The sequence below is a fragment of the Lysinibacillus sp. Bpr_S20 genome (assembly GCF_023337835.1).
Classification (GTDB): domain Bacteria; phylum Bacillota; class Bacilli; order Bacillales_A; family Planococcaceae; genus Lysinibacillus.
The window spans coordinates 313,370-330,477 of record NZ_JALNLQ010000001.1 but is presented as its reverse complement, the minus strand read 5'-3'; the positions used below and the strand labels follow the sequence as shown (position 1 = coordinate 330,477).

At 34.8% G+C, this 17,108-nt stretch carries 18 protein-coding genes; 9 read left to right on the top strand and 9 right to left on the bottom strand.

Annotation, left to right across the window (positions count from 1 at the left end; all coding sequences use genetic code 11):
* Window positions 1-324: 324 nt before the first annotated feature.
* Window positions 325-1,467, bottom strand: coding sequence for an MFS transporter (locus tag MWJ95_RS01610; RefSeq protein ID WP_249103856.1), 1,143 nt, complete (start codon window positions 1,465-1,467; stop codon window positions 325-327).
* 63 nt (window positions 1,468-1,530) lie between these two features.
* Entirely contained in the window at window positions 1,531-2,127 is a 597-nt protein-coding gene (locus MWJ95_RS01605; RefSeq protein ID WP_249071721.1) for a TetR/AcrR family transcriptional regulator, read from the bottom strand.
* 160 nt (window positions 2,128-2,287) lie between these two features.
* On the opposite strand from MWJ95_RS01605, the gene MWJ95_RS01600 reads away from it, so the two are divergent.
* The 3 genes from MWJ95_RS01600 to MWJ95_RS01590 all read left to right on the top strand — a co-directional run bounded on the left by MWJ95_RS01600 (window position 2,288) and on the right by MWJ95_RS01590 (window position 4,949).
* Window positions 2,288-3,112 carry a MerR family transcriptional regulator gene (locus MWJ95_RS01600; protein ID WP_249103854.1) on the top strand — a complete coding sequence of 275 codons (825 nt, stop codon included), beginning with the start codon at window positions 2,288-2,290 and terminating at the stop codon, window positions 3,110-3,112.
* A gap of 25 nt (window positions 3,113-3,137) precedes the next feature.
* A complete protein-coding gene (locus MWJ95_RS01595) occupies window positions 3,138-4,145 on the top strand; it encodes a serine hydrolase domain-containing protein (RefSeq protein WP_249071724.1) in 1,008 nt (335 codons plus the stop codon).
* 366 nt (window positions 4,146-4,511) lie between these two features.
* Window positions 4,512-4,949 (top strand): CcdC protein domain-containing protein, encoded by a 438-nt coding sequence (locus MWJ95_RS01590; protein ID WP_249103851.1) that lies wholly within the window; start codon window positions 4,512-4,514, stop codon window positions 4,947-4,949.
* 201 nt (window positions 4,950-5,150) lie between these two features.
* Here the strand turns inward: MWJ95_RS01590 and MWJ95_RS01585 are convergent, their stop codons facing one another.
* Window positions 5,151-5,528 carry a hypothetical protein gene (locus MWJ95_RS01585; RefSeq protein WP_249071730.1) on the bottom strand — a complete coding sequence of 126 codons (378 nt, stop codon included), beginning with the start codon at window positions 5,526-5,528 and terminating at the stop codon, window positions 5,151-5,153.
* A 144-nt stretch (window positions 5,529-5,672) separates the two neighbouring features.
* Between MWJ95_RS01585 and MWJ95_RS01580 the strand changes: the two genes are divergently transcribed.
* From MWJ95_RS01580 to MWJ95_RS01560, 5 genes are all read left to right on the top strand, one after another.
* Window positions 5,673-7,742 (top strand): hypothetical protein, encoded by a 2,070-nt coding sequence (locus tag MWJ95_RS01580; RefSeq protein ID WP_249103848.1) that lies wholly within the window; start codon window positions 5,673-5,675, stop codon window positions 7,740-7,742.
* A complete protein-coding gene (locus tag MWJ95_RS01575) occupies window positions 7,739-8,608 on the top strand; it encodes an ATP-binding cassette domain-containing protein (RefSeq protein WP_249103846.1) in 870 nt (289 codons plus the stop codon). Before MWJ95_RS01580 ends, MWJ95_RS01575 begins: the two co-directional genes overlap by 4 nt.
* Window positions 8,605-9,258: a hypothetical protein gene (locus MWJ95_RS01570; protein WP_249103844.1), complete on the top strand. Its 654-nt coding sequence runs from the start codon at window positions 8,605-8,607 to the stop codon at window positions 9,256-9,258. Before MWJ95_RS01575 ends, MWJ95_RS01570 begins: the two co-directional genes overlap by 4 nt.
* Before the next feature lie 102 nt (window positions 9,259-9,360).
* Entirely contained in the window at window positions 9,361-10,857 is a 1,497-nt protein-coding gene (locus MWJ95_RS01565) for a carboxypeptidase M32 (RefSeq protein WP_249103842.1), read from the top strand.
* Window positions 10,858-10,891: 34 nt separating this feature from the next.
* Window positions 10,892-11,194, top strand: coding sequence for a hypothetical protein (locus tag MWJ95_RS01560; RefSeq protein ID WP_249103839.1), 303 nt, complete (start codon window positions 10,892-10,894; stop codon window positions 11,192-11,194).
* Between the two features lie 589 nt (window positions 11,195-11,783).
* Here the strand turns inward: MWJ95_RS01560 and MWJ95_RS01555 are convergent.
* From MWJ95_RS01555 to MWJ95_RS01545, 4 genes are all read right to left on the bottom strand, one after another.
* On the bottom strand, window positions 11,784-13,445 hold the full coding sequence (locus MWJ95_RS01555; protein ID WP_249103837.1) for a b(o/a)3-type cytochrome-c oxidase subunit 1: 1,662 nt from the start codon (window positions 13,443-13,445) through the stop codon (window positions 11,784-11,786).
* Complete coding sequence (locus MWJ95_RS01550; protein ID WP_249071743.1) at window positions 13,432-13,923, bottom strand: cupredoxin domain-containing protein; 492 nt, start codon at window positions 13,921-13,923, stop codon at window positions 13,432-13,434. Before MWJ95_RS01550 ends, MWJ95_RS01555 begins: the two co-directional genes overlap by 14 nt.
* Window positions 13,924-13,980: 57 nt before the next feature.
* Window positions 13,981-14,103, bottom strand: coding sequence for a hypothetical protein (locus MWJ95_RS24390; protein WP_255349996.1), 123 nt, complete (start codon window positions 14,101-14,103; stop codon window positions 13,981-13,983).
* Between the two features lie 358 nt (window positions 14,104-14,461).
* Complete coding sequence (locus tag MWJ95_RS01545) at window positions 14,462-14,917, bottom strand: chemotaxis protein CheX (RefSeq protein WP_249071744.1); 456 nt, start codon at window positions 14,915-14,917, stop codon at window positions 14,462-14,464.
* Between the two features lie 512 nt (window positions 14,918-15,429).
* On the opposite strand from MWJ95_RS01545, the gene MWJ95_RS01540 reads away from it, so the two are divergent.
* Window positions 15,430-16,053: a pyroglutamyl-peptidase I gene (locus tag MWJ95_RS01540; RefSeq protein WP_249071747.1), complete on the top strand. Its 624-nt coding sequence runs from the start codon at window positions 15,430-15,432 to the stop codon at window positions 16,051-16,053.
* A gap of 213 nt (window positions 16,054-16,266) precedes the next feature.
* On the opposite strand, the gene MWJ95_RS01535 is transcribed toward MWJ95_RS01540, so the two are convergent.
* Together MWJ95_RS01535 and MWJ95_RS01530 are read right to left on the bottom strand one after the other, a co-directional pair.
* On the bottom strand, window positions 16,267-16,587 hold the full coding sequence (locus tag MWJ95_RS01535) for a DUF4183 domain-containing protein (protein WP_249071750.1): 321 nt from the start codon (window positions 16,585-16,587) through the stop codon (window positions 16,267-16,269).
* A gap of 30 nt (window positions 16,588-16,617) precedes the next feature.
* The gene (locus MWJ95_RS01530) at window positions 16,618-17,043 is read right to left on the bottom strand and encodes a DUF4183 domain-containing protein (protein ID WP_249103835.1); all 426 of its coding nucleotides are present in this window, start codon (window positions 17,041-17,043) and stop codon (window positions 16,618-16,620) included.
* Window positions 17,044-17,108: the final 65 nt, after the last annotated feature.

The window sequence follows — 17,108 nt, the reverse complement described above, 5'->3', positions numbered from 1 at the left end:
CTGCGGGAGTCGAGCAGTCCTACGTTACAATCAGTTAAAATGGGTATTATATTAGCAAAATATCAAGAAAAAATCCTTTTATCAGTCAATGATAATACCTATATTTTCCTAATCACACGACTGCTTCTTTAATTTCAAATTCAAAATGCAATGGACCCTATTTAAGATGGAGTGGGGTATTCAGACAAGAAGCTACGCATTTTATCCATAGAAAAAGAAGAGACGAATAGAGCATTATAAAGGGAGTTGCAGCAGTCGAAATGTTTGAGGGAGAAGCTCCCTAATATATACCTCACCCCAACTTATTAAGTATATATTTAAATATTAATTTCCCTTCCTTTTATGTAAATAAGGGAATAATGAAAGTAACCCTAAAGCAGCTAAACAAACGCCAATCCACAGTGGCGACAAATAGCCATATCCCTTACTAATACCTAGACCGCCTAGTGAAGAACCAATCACAATACCAAGCGTAATAAAAGAACTATGAATGGTATTAATCATCGTGCCATTATTAGCTGTTTTCATCACTCTCGCCACCATAGCTGGATTCATTGCTACACCAGTCAAGCCAATAAAAATAGTAGTAATAACTGCAATGTATTTATGTTCAGCGCCTACAGCAAATAAAGATAATGCTACGATTAATATAATCAATCCACTCAACAGTGTTTCCATTGTATATTTATCAGCAAACTTGCCAATCACTATATTCCCAATGACTGTTGCACTACCATAGAGAGCAAGTAAATAGGGAATACTTGCGCTTGAAAAGCCTGTGATAGTTGTAAAGATGGGCGTGAAATAACTAAATGCTGCAAACGTACCACCTATAATAAACATACTTGTTATGTACGCTGCCCAAAGATGAATGTTTTTAAAGTGCATAAGTTCGTCTTTCCAGTTTAATAGCTTTTTGTTTGGCGACGAGGGTAGTAAAAATTGAATCATAATCCCGGAAACTAGTACGAGAATAGAAACAAACCAAAAACTAATACGCCAACCAAAGTTTTGCGAGATAATCGTTGTTATAGGTAAGCCGATGACAGTTGCAATCATTAAACCTGCAAGTACAATAGATGCAGCTTTTCCCCTTGAATTAGGAGGAACCAATGTTGCAGAAAAGGAAATAGCAACACCAAATGCCGAAGATGAAGCAATACCAGTAATAATACGGGAAACCATCATGCTATCATAGTTCCAAGCAATAGCTCCGAGCGATTGGCCAATTAAAAATACAAACATTAAAAATAATAAAGCTTGTTTGCTGCGTATTCGTAGAAGAGTTGCAGTTAAAATAGGTCCTCCTATTACCATTGCACCTGCATAAGCTGTAATTAGATACCCAATTGAAGATACAGAAACCTGAAATGCAAGAGCAAGTTCGTTCATCATACCTGCAACCATAAATTCTGATGTAGTCATACAAAATATCGCTAAAGCTAGTAAATAAATAATTGATGGCATAAAAACACTCCTAAATTAATTATTGTAACGTTCGGTACAAAAATGATGCTAAAAAAGAGCGCACTAAGCGCCGAAAATAGATGCTAATGTTCCTTTCATAATCTGTTCGGATAGCATTCGATTTTGCATCGAAACATTAAGAACACGAAACCCATAATAACTGCTTAAAAATAGACTTGCTAATTCCTCAGCTGTTTGCTTTTTTGAAATTTCTCCAGATTGCAATCCTTCCTCCATGACTTTTTCAATAGCTTGTTTAAGAAGCTCGACATGCCTTGAAAAAATTTCTTGAACCATTTCGTCATTCCTAGCTCTTTCCACACTTGCGTTGATTAATAAACAACCTTTTTGATCAATATTCCCAAAGTCTTCATTCAATGCCCATTCTAAAAAATTACTTAATCGTTCTTTCAATGCAATTGGAGCATATAACAATTCCTGCTGTGCCTTAATTCCAAATTCATGATAGCGTTCTAATACTTGTTGATACAGTTCATGTTTACTACCAAAAGTATTGTATAAGCTGCCTTTCCCAAGTCCAGTATCATTGCATAAATCCTGTGTAGAACATCCCTCATACCCTCTTATCCAAAAAGTTTTCATGGCGACATCTACAATCGAGGAATAATCAAACTCTCGGGGTCTGCCTCGTTTATTCACATTGATCCTCCTCTCATTTACATTACTAGAATATCTTTTTTGTACTAAGCGGTCAATAAAGTATTTAAGAAAACAGCATGGATCTTGATTGACTTTGTCCTAAGGGGAAGGTGTATAAATGAATTGTAGCAAGTAACAAATAAATGAGTGAGGTGGTTTTGTGCTATCAATAGGAGAATTCTCAAAAATATGTGGTGTCTCGACAAAAACACTTCGATATTATGATGAAATTGGATTAATTAACCCAGATGAGATTAATGCTGAAAGCGGTTATCGGTATTATTCTATCGAGCAACTAAAAAAGATGCTCTATATTAACCGTCTAAAATTCTATCATTTTTCTCTTGAAGAAATTAAAATGATGCTGGCATTAGAAGAGGATCAATCCGAAGAAATGCTTTGTTCAGCGTTAAACCAGAAGAAAAATGAAATTCAAGAGCAACTAAAGGCTTTTGAATATCTTGTAAAACAACTAAGTCATGATATTTCAAACCTAGAAAGGGGGGTACCAATCATGTCGTATCTAGACGGTTTCGAAGTGCAACTAGTAGAAACAAAGCCAATGAATATCCTTTATAAGCGATTGATAATGAGCAGTGATGATTATGCATCGGGATATGGTCGTTATTTTAGCGGGTTATATGAAAAGATTGCGAAGGAGAAGCTCACTTTACTTGGTCAGCCAATGACGATTTACCATAGCCCTGAATTTAATCCTGCGGGCAATGATACGGAATTTGCTATTCAGGTAGCTGAGCCTGTCAAAGGAACGAGAGATTTGCCAGGTAGCCTCTGTGCTAAATCCGTTTTAAAAGGATCTTATCCGGAATTGACTTCAGTCTATGCTAATTTGATGAAGTGGATTGAAAACGAGGGTTATGAACTGATATCGCCACCATATGAAATATACATAACAGATCCACATCACGCCACCGCTCCCGAGGATTATATTACTGAGGTATATTTTCCTGTAAAGAAAAAATGATAAAACGAAAATTAGGAGGTTCTTTATGGAAACAACAATCAATTGGCAATCGGTAAAGCCTGAAAACATATATATAAATAATGAAAAGCTTTCGAAGCTAGAGCAGACAATCAAAAATGATTATAACAATATAAATGGCATGATTATCATTAAAGATGGTCATTTAGCATATGAAAAATATTTTAATGGCAAAGGTCCTAATCATTGTCACCATGTGGCATCTGTCACAAAAAGTGTACTTTCTGCACTTATAGGCATAGCTATTGATAAAGGATATATTAAAAGTGTTGAACAGAGGGTATTAGATTTTTTCCCAGAGTATACATCTGCCGATCAGCAGAAACAACAGATTACTATACGACATCTTCTTACGATGACAGTACCCTATCCATTTGAGGATTGGCAGGAGCCACTAGAAAAGCTATGTCAACAGCAGGATTGGATAAAATACACATTAGATTTAATGGGGGAGAATGGGGATTTAGGTGCTTTTAAATATTCTACAGCTGGAGCACATGTATTGTCAGCTATTCTTACCCGAAGTACAGGCAAGAGTGCACGTGCGTTCGCCAATGAACATTTGTTTACACCGCTTGGTATGAAAGAAATTCCCGACTATCAAATGAACGACTATGGATTTGATGATTTATTCGGGAAAAATGTCAAGGGGTGGGTTCATGATCCAAACGGTCATTCGACAGGTGGCTGGGGACTAACATTAACTACTCGTGATATGGCGCGATTTGGCTACCTCTATGTAAACAATGGCGTTTGGGATCAAACTAGGGTTCTCTCAGACGCATGGATTCGAGAATCAACGGAGATGAACCATCACAATTACGGTTATTTATGGTGGCTACGACAAGAAGATGGACTTTTTACATATTCAGCAATAGGGGATGGAGGCAATATGATTTGTTGTATACCGAAAATGAATATGGTTGTGGCGATTAGTTCAGAATTTATAATGAATCCACGAGATAGATGGCCGTTAATAAAAGAGTATATCATCTCAGCGGTAATAAATAATTAATAATTTTAAATAGAGGAATAAAATATTAATTTCCTTACCAACTCAGTTGATGTACGCTCTTCAAGTTGCATCAGTAACTATCCCCAACATTTCGCTCCTAATCAATTTATGTTTGAAACCCCAAACTTTGTTGATGAATCAAAAGTAATGTTAAATACTTTTACCAATCATACGAACCTTGTTGCCCAAAATAAAATTTTGATCCCATCAGTTAAGACAATAGGCTATAATAAATAGTCTATTGCATTTTTTTGATGAAGTTTTCTTTAAGAAGAAACGTATTAAATGGCTCCTTCCAGAAGGTCGTTCTCACTACATCTTCAGTTTGAGGTTAAATATATTTTTAAAATAAAGTGAGGGAAAGAAATGGTTAGCTACTTGGGCGTCTTAATTGTCATTGTACTTATAATGTTAAGAGAGAAACAAGTTAGACCAGCTCGAATGTGGGTTATACCAGTTTTGTTAATGGGTGTAATGGTTTCTACTATTTCAAGTATTAAATTAACGCCCTTAAGTATTATGATGTATATCAGTTGTTTAATGGTTGGATTGGGTATAGGAGTATGGAAAGGAAAATTAGAAAAAATTCGTATGAATCATACTAGAGGAATCGTAACTACACAAAGCTCAATTGCCGGTATTATTTTATTTTTCGGGATTCTTCTTGTAAGGGTACTGGTAGGTCATTGGAGTAGAGAGCATGCATTGATTTCATTAACAAATGCTCTTATGTTTATACCACTTGGTAGTATTTGTTCTCGTCGCTATATTATCTTCTTGAGATACAAACAGCTTATGGGATGAAAATAAAAAATTCCTTTAATAATCAAATGCGAAGAGTTTTTATAATCTACTCTTTTTATGTTTATACAAGGTCATTAACAGAGAGAAGAGAGAAAATGAAATAACCCAATAAATCTTAGAAAAAAGAGAAATCGAGTGACATCGATTTCTCTTTTTGGATATCAGCTAGTTTTGTCCTAGCCTCTTTCCATAAGTATTTTACTATTTACTTTGCCCGGCAGATACATATCCGCTTAAATATGCAGCACCACCGCTCGTATATTGTGCTGCAGCGTAATAATCACCTTTTTGATTATTATTAGTAGTATAAAATTCATCTCCTGGACTCATTGAAGAAGATGCAATAACAGAATCAAATCCCCACGATTCTTTTTTAGACATAGCTTTAAAACTTGCAGAACCACTATAATTTTGAGCTGCTGTCACTAGTTTCCCATTAACTGAAACCGTAGAACCAACAGGATTAATATTTTTTGAAGAGATTTGGGCTATAGAACTACCAGCTGCTTGTGCAATATTTGTTCCTATGAAACCAATAATAGCTAAGGAACATACAACTTTTCCTACTTTTTTTAACATAATAACTCACCTCCTGTGTAATAAATTACCATATAGTTTATTATTATGCAAATATTTCCTTTTTAGGGTGCTATTTTATAAATTTGACAATAAATGTTACATAAATTATATTTTAATAATATAAATAGTGAAGGTGGATAAATTATGAATATTTTATATTCCTTTAAATTTCTGTTAAGGCAATTATATCTAAGTTATTTCATTCCAATTGCATATATTGGACTTCTCATCTATGCGTCTCTAGGTTTCTATATTTATTCGTTAGAAGGAAGCCCAGGCAATGCCTTAACATCATCTAGTACTGTAGTCCAAATAGGAGCAATTGCCTATCTACTATTAGGCGTTTATAACGTACGCTTAAGCGATAAATACGATCTTAAACATTTATTTAGTTCAATTAAAAGTGGATATATTACCCACCAGATGGGGTCACTACTTGTAGGGATTATTTCCATCTTTATTATTGTGATTTGCACATTTAGCTTTTATTTATTGGTTATGTGGAAATATATATATATTAATCCATCATTCATCGTTGATGTATTTCTGTATATTTCCTTATACTATGGACTAGCCTTTTTAGTCTGTTATTTAAGTGGTTTTATGGTAGCAACCTGGATAAGAGGAAAATTTGTATTTCCGCTCATATTACTTATTTATGTATTGATGACACCACTTAATTTTATGTTCTTAAGAAGAAGCAACAATTCTTTTTTTGCATGGGATAAGTTTTTGAATGTTGGTGAGCCAAATCCAACAATGGCTTTTCATCCACTATATGGCTTATCCATTTCGCATGACCAACTGGCAAAACAATTACTATTTATATGCATTCCTATACTATTATTATTTATATATAACGTAATGCATGGTTTCTTACAGAAAAATAAATATATCATTATAACTTTTTGTTTAGTATTGATATTCACTATCTCCTGCCTTGTTTCTAATTTAAATGGAGGGCAAATTCTTTTAGATAATGATGCTGAGCTACATAATTATTATAAAAATTACGATATTACGCACAGTTGGGAACAGCAGCCCTATAAAATCAATGAAATGAATATATCGCTAGATACTAAAAAGAATTTATCTGCTGAAGTTTGGTATTCACTTATTTATGAAGGACAAACAGCTACTAATGAACTCATTTTCAGTCTATTTCATGAATTAAAAGTTAAAGACGTACTCATAGATAAAAAGCAGGTGAATTTCAATCAAAACGGAGATCGATTAAAAATCATTTTAAATGGAGCTATTGAACGAAATGAAGTGCTAAATATTTCATTAAAATATGAAGGTTTAAAAACTAATTTTTACTTTGCCAATGAGCAGGCTGTGTATTTACCAAGTTATTTTAATTGGTTACCGAGTATCTATGATAAACCTTCTTTTATAGTCTTAAACGAATCTAATTTATTACAACGTGTCAATCACCAGCTTACGCAAAATGTAGCATATAACTTAGTCTTTAAGCATCGAGGGAAAGAAGTATATAGTAATTTACCAAAAACAGAAAAAGACGAATGGGCTGGAAAAAGTTTTAGTGGTATAACTTTAGCATCTGGACTTTTAGACGTTTATACAAAAAATGATACGCAATGGGTAATTCCTTTTACATGGAAGGATATAGTGGATGATTTCCCTACCTTAGAAGCTGATGTACAAAAATTAACAAGTATTATTAACAGTTCTCGATTATTACCAACAGAAGTTTCTTTTCCTAAAAAAATATTCTTTCTGCCTAATCTAAACACAGTTGATAGAAATGAATTTCAAGGCACTTGGTATAGTCAAGATCATTTAATTTTAGGCACGCACGTAACAGTAGAGTATCCTGAAGAATATTTTACAACTTATAAAAATAATTTTCTCGTTAATATAATCAACAGCTTTTTCATTAATAACGCTTCTCTTGGAGAAATTACAGATTATCAGTTTGCCATTTTATATCGAGCATTTTTAACAGATATCCTACTGGAACAAATTAATATCCCTTCATCTGAATTTCAGCAATTGTTGGAATCTGGTCAATTACAATCTGATAAACATCCAATAGATGACCTGGTTAGCCAATTAAATGGTTTTAAAAATAGTACAGTATCAAAGGATTTAAGCAGTTCATTTTATAAAGAATGGGCTAAACTACTACACTTGAATAACCCTTGGGAAAGCTTAAAAAACTTATTAGAAAAGGTAGAGGATTTAAATTGAAGATAATTCATGTAAAGAATATACAGAAACGTTTTAACAAAGAGTTGGTCTTGAACGATATTAATTTCGATATAAAAGGCTCATTCGGTCTTCTTGGGCCAAATGGTGCAGGCAAAACGACATTGATTCGAATACTTTGCTCGATTATACAACCAACAAATGGCGAAATTTACGCTGATAATCAGTTGAATTGGAAAGATAGTAATGCTGTGAAATCTAATGTTGGATATCTTCCGCAAACATTTAGTTTTTTTAAGAATGCCTCTGTTTATCGTGTTTTAGAATATATTGCGAAATTAAAAGGGATTAGTAAAAGTGAGCTCACGAACGAAATTACACAGGTTTTAGAAGGAACCAATCTAATGCTTCAAAAAGATAAAAAAGTAAAGCAATTATCTGGAGGTATGTTAAGAAGACTAGGGATTGCTCAAGCTTTATTAGGCAATCCTAACTTATTAATTGTTGATGAGCCTACTGTAGGACTCGATATTGAAGAACGTGTCCGATTTAGACAGCTTTTAAGAAAACTAGGTAAAGACCGAATTGTTCTTATTTCCTCCCATATAGTAGAAGATATTGAAAATACCTGTGATCACATATGTATTTTAAAAGAGGGGAAGGTTGTTGTGACAGGGGAATTAAATGATTTGTTAGCTTCTATTGATGGAAAAGTTAAAGAGGTCTTTTTATCCTCTGAACAATTGAATACACTTTCAAATGAAATCATTTCAATTAAAGAACTTGGAAGCGAGTATAAAGTACGGTATGTACCCTCAAATAATTCTAATTTGTTTCAGGGTACATCTGTGAGTCCTACTTTAGAAGACTTTTATGTATACAACATGAACCATGGTGATATTCAATGAGCGATTTGAACAAACTTAACATTCGCTTCGAAATACACAATATGGGCCTGTCCTTTTTTATTCCTATCTTTACTACTCTTATTACTTCTATCTATGTTGGCACCACTATTTATGAAGAGGGATGGGAATATAACGCTGCATTAGCTTTTGAATATTTAGTCTGTCCGTTTGCAGCGTGGTGGGTTAGTTATTTGTATTATGATACATTCGAGGATAATAATGAAGAGCTTTTAATTTCACTTCCTATTTCAACCAAATACTTTGGTATTTTCCGTTCAGCAGTATTTTTTTTATTTTTTTTACTATTGCTTGCTATCCAACTTTATGTACTAAATATAATCTCTGAAATACCATTGAATATCCCTTTTCTATTGTTCAGGTTTGCTTCACAGGGATTTGTATATGCTGGTCTCGCGTTTGTATTAATGATGTTATTTAAAAATATTATGGTTCCAATACTAGCTATCGTAGTTTTCCTATCCATTTCTTTCTTTTCAGGTGGCCGACCTTTTGTTTTAACATTTAGTCCACTTACTCAAATAGATGGGGAAGTGTTTGCAATATTATGGTCTAATATAATAATAGGATTCTTATTTTTTGTCCTAGGACATTTACTTTTGAAGTTTAGAATGCGGAATATAAATTCCTGAAGATATGTAGCATTCCTTTCTATAAAAATACGATAAAGCCATAATATACAAAATTTTCGAAAATATGATAAACTAATAGCGTGAAAAGGAGGAGGATTGCACATGACTGTACAACAATTTACTGACTATGTGAAAAAAATGCAGCATTATGAAGAAGCGCTAAGCGTGATTTATTGGGACATGCGAACGGGTGCGCCAAAGAAGGGGTTAGCTCAACGTTCAGAAGTAGTTGGCACATTATCTGCCTCCTTATTTGATATGCAAACTAGTGAAGAGTTAGGGGAATTACTAACGGATCTAGAGGGACAAAAGGCAGATCTCGATTATGTTACGTTGCGTTTAGTAGAAAAAGTACGTAAAGAGTATGATCAAAATAAAAAAATCCCTGCTGATGAATATAAGGAATTCGTCATTCTACAATCTAAAGCAGAAACAGCATGGGAAGAAGCAAAGGCAACCAATAATTTTGCGTTATTCCTACCTTATTTAGAGAAGATTATAAGCTGTCAGAAGAAATTCATTCAATATTGGGGCATTAAAAATGGTTCTCCATATAATACATTACTAGATTTATATGAACCGGATATGACGACTGATGTATTAGATCAAGTTTTTGGTGAATTGCGTGAAACGATCGTTTCTCTTGTGCAAAAAATTGCAGCTTCACCAAATAAACCAGATACAAGCATTTTATTTAAACATTTCCCTCGGGAATCTCAGCGTTCATTAGCATTAGAAATGTTAGCACAACTTGGCTATGATTTTGATGCAGGTCGCTTAGACGAAAGTGTACATCCATTTATGATTGGCTTGAATCATGGAGATAATCGTATTACAACGAAATATGATGAAAATGATTTCCGCTCAGCAATTTTTGGAACAATCCATGAGTGTGGGCATGCCATGTACGAACAAAATATCGATGAAAAGCTTGATGGTTTACCGTTAGCAACTGGGACATCTATGGGGATACATGAATCTCAATCATTGTTTTATGAAAATTTTGTAGGTAGGAACGAAAAGTTCTGGGCGTATAACTACGAGCAACTACAAAAGTATTCTCCTGAACAATTTGGTGATATAGCTTTAACGGATTTCCTTCGAGCAATTAATATGGTGGAGCCATCGTTTATTCGCATTGAAGCAGATGAGTTAACATATCCACTACATATTATGATACGCTATGAAATTGAACGTGATCTATTCAATGGCGATCTTCAAGCAAAGGATCTTCCGCAAGTATGGAATGATAAATACGAGGAATATTTAGGTATTCGTCCTGAGACGGATGCACAAGGGGTACTTCAAGATATGCACTGGTCAGGGGGCATGTTTGGCTATTTCCCATCCTATGCTTTAGGAATGATGTATGCTGCACAATGGAAACATGCGATGGATAAAGATATTCCAAACTTTGATGAGCTATTAGAAAAGGGAGAGCTTCTTCCAATTCGTGAGTGGTTAACAGACAAAGTCCATCAATATGGTGCACTGAAGAAGCCGTTCGAATTGCTACAGGAGGCGACAGGGGAAGGTTTAAACGCGAAATATTTAGCAAACTATTTACAAGAAAAATATACGAAGTTGTATCAGCTCTAAAGGATAAAGCGATTTCTCTACTACAGGAATTACGGTGTTTGGGATTATCCAAAACCATATTTTCTCAAATAAATTAACGTCCGCATTTAGTGGTCAAGCACTTACTGGTATGGATTTAAGTGATCCGAGTGTAATCCTAACATCTGAAACTCGAAACGCGATTCCTGTAGAGGTTCTCGATAAAATGCAAGAAGCACTTACGATTTCAGTTGCTCATACTTTTGCCTGGGCGATAATCCCAGCTGCTATTGCGCTAATTATGGCGTTTGCTATGGGTAGAGAGCAATTCGACCCTGCTTCTGAAATGGAAACGTACAATCACGATGCATCACATTAATATATGAGCCTTTGTTTCACAAATTATTAAAATGTGGCCTTACGAAACGTGTTTTTAAAATATTTCATATTCGAAATAGCAATAAAGATTGATGGTAGTCGTATGAAAAAGCAATTGAGATTGCGGAATTTAAGCATACAAAAATAGAAAAAGGGAGCTCGCTATAAAATATTTCAAAAAATGTTCAGAGGGTAAAAAGTGAGCCATCATGCTATTTTTGCAGATGCCTTTACTAAGAGACAGGGACAAACTCCTCCTCTGATACCAAAAAGCCGGTGAAATTTTACAACTTGTAAAATTTCACCGGCTTTCTATTTTTCGTAATAAACACTTGAACCGTTTATACGAAGTACGAGTTGTCCTGCCTTTCATCCACGTATGGTGCTTAAACTGATTTTATGGGTCTATACGCAAGTGGAAACAAAACTTTTAGAAAAAACGAACGCCGCAAAATTGATGTGGAATCATTTCACTTGATTTTCTGTCCGAGGAAAATCAAAAAAGTGAAATTAAGCACACTCAATTTCACTTTTTTGATATTAGAAGCTAGTTTTGTTCTAGCCTCTTTTTATTAAGATGCAAAACATTGTTACCAAAGCTTAAAGCCTTTTGAGCCTGGAGGTGAATTTGAAATAATATCGATAATTGGGATAGTATAAGCAAATAAAATTAAGGCTACTAAAATAACAAGCCATACTTTAAAGTTCTCTAAGATAGCTGGTGTCGTACCACCGTTTTCATGTACTTCACCAACTGGGAACTCCTCTTCGCCTTTTGGTGCAAACCATGCTAATTTCACCACAATATAAAGTATGATAATGATAGCGATGAATAGGATTGTACCACCGACAGCTTGAGCAATTTGATAAGGAATCCAATCATAAGCTTGTTGAGCACCACCATACTCAGAGTAATCAGATCGACGAGGTGCACCGATCAGACCGGCGATGTGCATAGCGGAAGACATAATTGTCATACCAGTAGCCCATAATATAGCGGCAAAATTACCAAGATTGTTTAAGGATTTTGTCAGTGTACGACCTGTTAAATATGGAATTAACCAAAATGCCGCACCAAAATAAGTTAATACTGCTGTTGTTGCAATCGTTAAATGGAAATGTCCTGTAACCCAAATGGTATTATGGATTAATTGGTTCATTTGGTAAGAAGCATTGATGATACCGCCTGCGCCACCAGGAATAAATGCTAACATACCGATAAATGGCACAAAGAAACGAGCATCTTTCCATGGTAATTTTTTAAACCAGCCGAAAAGTCCTTTCCCACCTAATTCACGACCACGTAATTCAAACATGGCAAACATTGAGAAGGCAGTCATTAAGGATGGTACGATTACGGCAAATGTTAATACAACTTGTATGAATTTCCATGTACCATCAATACCTGGCTCTGTCAATTGGTGATGGATCCCAACTGGTACAGAGAAAATTAAAAATAGCATAAATGAAAGTCTTGCTAACGAATCAGAGAAAATTTTTCCGCCAATAACCTTTGGAATAATGACATACCATACCATGTAAGCTGGTAATAACCAGAAATACACAAGAGCATGCCCAAAATACCAGAACAAAGTACGGGATAGTGCGACATCAACACGTTCTATAAAGCCTAAGGACCATGGAAGTAGCTGGAATAGAACAGAAGCAGCTACACCTAGCGTTGCTACGAACCACATTAAATTATTGACAACAACCATAAATGAAAGTAAAGGGCTTCGTTGTCCACTTCCTTTGTTTTCTTTACGCCACTGTGCATATCGCAAAATTTGGCCAGCGCCGCCAACCCAAGAACCAACCACGACTAATGTAAGGCCTAGATAAAATATCCAATGAGCTTTCAGTGGAGCATAGAACGTATATAAAACAGATGCCTCATTAAGTAGAACCATTGTTGCAGCTGCTACTGTACCGATAGTCATTAGCCAGAAGCCAATCCAGCCAAGGCGACGTTGACCATTTGAAAAAGTCCCTGACGTACGACTAACACTGGCAATTTGGAAACCAAAAATAAAGAATGTTGTTAAAATAAGACCGAGTAAAATACCGTGTACAGTTAAAACTTGATAGTAACCAATGCCTGCTGGTAATGTAAATTGACCAGAACGAACGAAAACTTGTAATAAACCTGCAAGACCCCCTAATAACAATGCGAAGAATGCCACGTAAATATGCGCCATTGCTAGCTTCGCATCACGACGATCCACTTTTGCCAAATTATTATTTAGACGCATTTGGATCCACCACCTTTAGCATAGAGTGCATCATCGTATGTCCTGTACCACAGTATTCATTACATACGATTAAATACTCTCCTACTTTATTTACTTCTGTTACATATTCAGAAATGTAACCTGGTTCAAGCATCATATTAATATTTGTACCAGCAACTTCAAAACCGTGCATTACATCTGCGCTTGTTGCGATAAATTTTACCTTAGCTCCAAGTGGAACTTCAATTTCTGGAGGATTGTAATTAAACGCTGATGCTAAAACAACCACTTCATAATCCCAGTCCTTACCTTTTACTTTATGGACACCAGGATTATCGAACGGGGCAAATTCTGTTACTTTCTCATAATCTAGTGTTTTTTTACCATTGTTCGGATGTGAGCCTTGATGGAATGCACCGATGCCTAAAATGATAAGGAATGCTACTAAAGTAGCAACTCCAAACACAAGCCAATATTTCTCATACTTATGTAAGTGCATATGTCTCTGTCCTTTCTTAGTAGAATCAATTATGCCTCGGCATAATTGCGTAAGAAGTTAAAAACGATTGATGAACAAATCGAAGCAGTATGCCCAAAGTAAGATAATAATGATTCCTACCCCGAATACCGCATAGAGTGAACCTTTTAAGTTTTCATCTGACTTTTTTTTATTTGCCATTTTTGCTCCTCCTACGCTTTTATTGTGTCTTTCTTATTGCCATGATATATAAATAAATTTCTTTTTGATGTGAAAAAAATCACACATCTTGGCGAAAAATGTGAAAAAAGTGTGAAAAATTGAGGAGTGAATAAAAAATAACCATCTCAATAGTCATTGAGATGGTTATTTTTGGGTTAAAATCGGAGTAAATTTTATTAAAATCTATTATTTTTCAAGAAATTTTACTATTTGGATTTTAGACCTAAGCCTTATGGGGCATAGTCTGTTCATTAAAGAGAATGACAAAGGATAATCATAAAAGCATGATGTATTGGCATAGGATATATCAATTGGAACAGTCCAATATGCTAGAACTCTATTCTTCTTCGATTGTTAAAAGAACTGTTAGTGGACCAATGTTTGGAATTGAAACAGGGAGTACAAATGCCTTGTCAAAGCCATATAACTTTGTGTTACCAACCATTACTGTTGGCGGTGTGATATCGATTTCTAAGCTTTCTTGTCCAACGGTAGTACATAAATTTCCTGCAATCATATTGCCGAATTCCCCCGTAAAGGATTCCAACATTTCTCCCTCAAGAGGCATACCGAACATTGTATTGCCGATGCCACTAAATATTTCAGGAGAGGAATCAATGATTACACGACCCTTTAAATCTCCTATTAAACCAATTAATACACCCATTTGCTGTTGTTGAAAAGGTTCAGAAATAATACTAGGCGTTTTCACCTCAATATCCATAGGCAGGATCGATTTTAAAGCGTGAATTGTCCCGTTTAAAATAGTTTGAAAGTACTTCGAATTACTCATCTTTACCGCATCCTTTTTCCGACTTTTCTACATCTTACCATGTTAAAAGGGTAAGATGAAAGTATGTCTTGACGAATTAATGGGAAATTTATATTATATTAATGAGAATGATTTTCAAAATCAGTGAGATAGACACTTATGTCTATTTTTAAATAATATTTTTATAAAAAAGGAGCGGTTAGCAATGACATTCGTATTTATTGGAGCGGCAGTGGTTATCTATATTGGAGTAGGAAAACACGTCATGAAACAGGCGACTGCACATTTAAAATAAGAAGATATCAAAAACGACATTTTCATACTAGTAAAGCATGGTCCGAGTAATTTTGAGATCATGCTTTTTTTAGATGGAGGAGTTGTTTGTTTTTTCAGAAAAATAATGTGAAAGAGAATTGTTTTTTGTAGTATGGTTAATGAAGTATTGAAATATAAAAGAATACTAAGGCTAGAGCTAATGAATAAAAAACGGATGGGCAATCAAGCTACGTCCTCTAGAAATGTAGGTGGATAAAATGACAAAAATATTATTAACAGGGTTTGTCCCATTTCTTGACTATAAAATTAATCCAACGATGAAAATTGTAGAAAAGTTAAATGGAGAAATAATGGATGGCTATGAAATTACAGGACGTATTTTATCAGTAGATTTTCAACAATCTGCTCAGCAGCTGAAACAATATATAGCTGAGATAAAGCCTCAAATTATTATTTCATTAGGACTAGCTGGAGGTCGCTTCAAAATAACACCAGAGCGAATTGCGATTAATATTAAGGATGGGGAAGCAGATAATATTGGTTATACACCTGTAGATGAGAGCATTTATGATGATGGTGTAGATGCCTATATGACGAATTTACCTATTAGAAATATGGTAAATCGATTATGCAAAGAAGGGTTTCCAGCGGAAATTTCCAATACGGCAGGTACCTATTTATGTAATAATATTATGTACGAAGGACTACTTTACGCGAAGCAACATAAAGAGGTCCGTGCTGGATTTATTCATATTCCTGCGTCATTTGATTTGGCGATTCAGCATGGAAAAATTCCGGGATGGAATATCCAAGATTTAATAACTGGTATTAGGCTCTGTATCGAGGAGGCTATTCGTGTTTCCTCCTGCGATGTGGATTAGCCAAGGCCCACATGTACTGGATTATGCCACAAAAATTATGAGTGAAAGTGTCAAATGGAATAAATAAAAAAGTAGAATGGATGCCATGAAACGTAAATCATCATTTTTAGGCATCCATTTTTAGTTATTTAATGTCGATTCATCTATTTATGAAACAATTAATAGGAAAGTAGGTTTAATTAGATCACAACATACTCCAAATTATTGATCTCTTTAAAGTGTAGTTACTAATTCTACAGCCTCAATAATAATTGGTGTTCCGGCAGGTAAAGTTCCAGTAACTGTATGAAACGTTAATTCTGTTGCAGAAACGGTATAAGAACCACCTTCCTGTAACACACCATTTATATATAAATTGTAGTAGCCGTTTGTGACGATTGGAAAAGTAGTTGCTTCAATACCGCTATCATTTAAAAAGGTAGTAGCGGCAACTGTTGTACGATCAGTGATCGTTAATGGTGTAGCTAAAACATTAAAAAATCTCGTTGAAGTACCTGTAACATTTACATGAATATTAATAATAGAAAGTGCCACCTTATGTTCACCCCCTTTCAGGTTTGTTTCTTACTTTATAGAAAAACCTAAGGATTCTATGATGATTGGAGTACCTTCATAAATTGTTGAATTATCTGAACTTAAGGCTAATGAGGATGGCGTTAAAGTATAAATTCCACCTTCTTGCATGACGGCATTGATATAAAGATTAACGTAGCCATTCGGATTAAAAATGATAAATTCAGTTATTTGGTTCCCATGATCATCCCAAAATTGGCTAGCGGGTAGAGTCGCCCCATTAGTCAAATTAATATCTGATGTTGCAATATAGAAATATCTATTTACTGTTGGGATGATATTTCCACTAGGTTCAACGACTGGAGGAGGGTCTACCGAAGGAATGGTACTAGCTTTTATACGAGGCCAAATAAACCGGTCATCACATGCACATTCACATTCTTGCTCGATTTTTCGGTGATTCCTAAAGTTCACCATTTTTTATCACTCCCTTTAATTATTGTTTCCCTCCCGTGTAGTATGGTAACCTCATGTCTAAATTT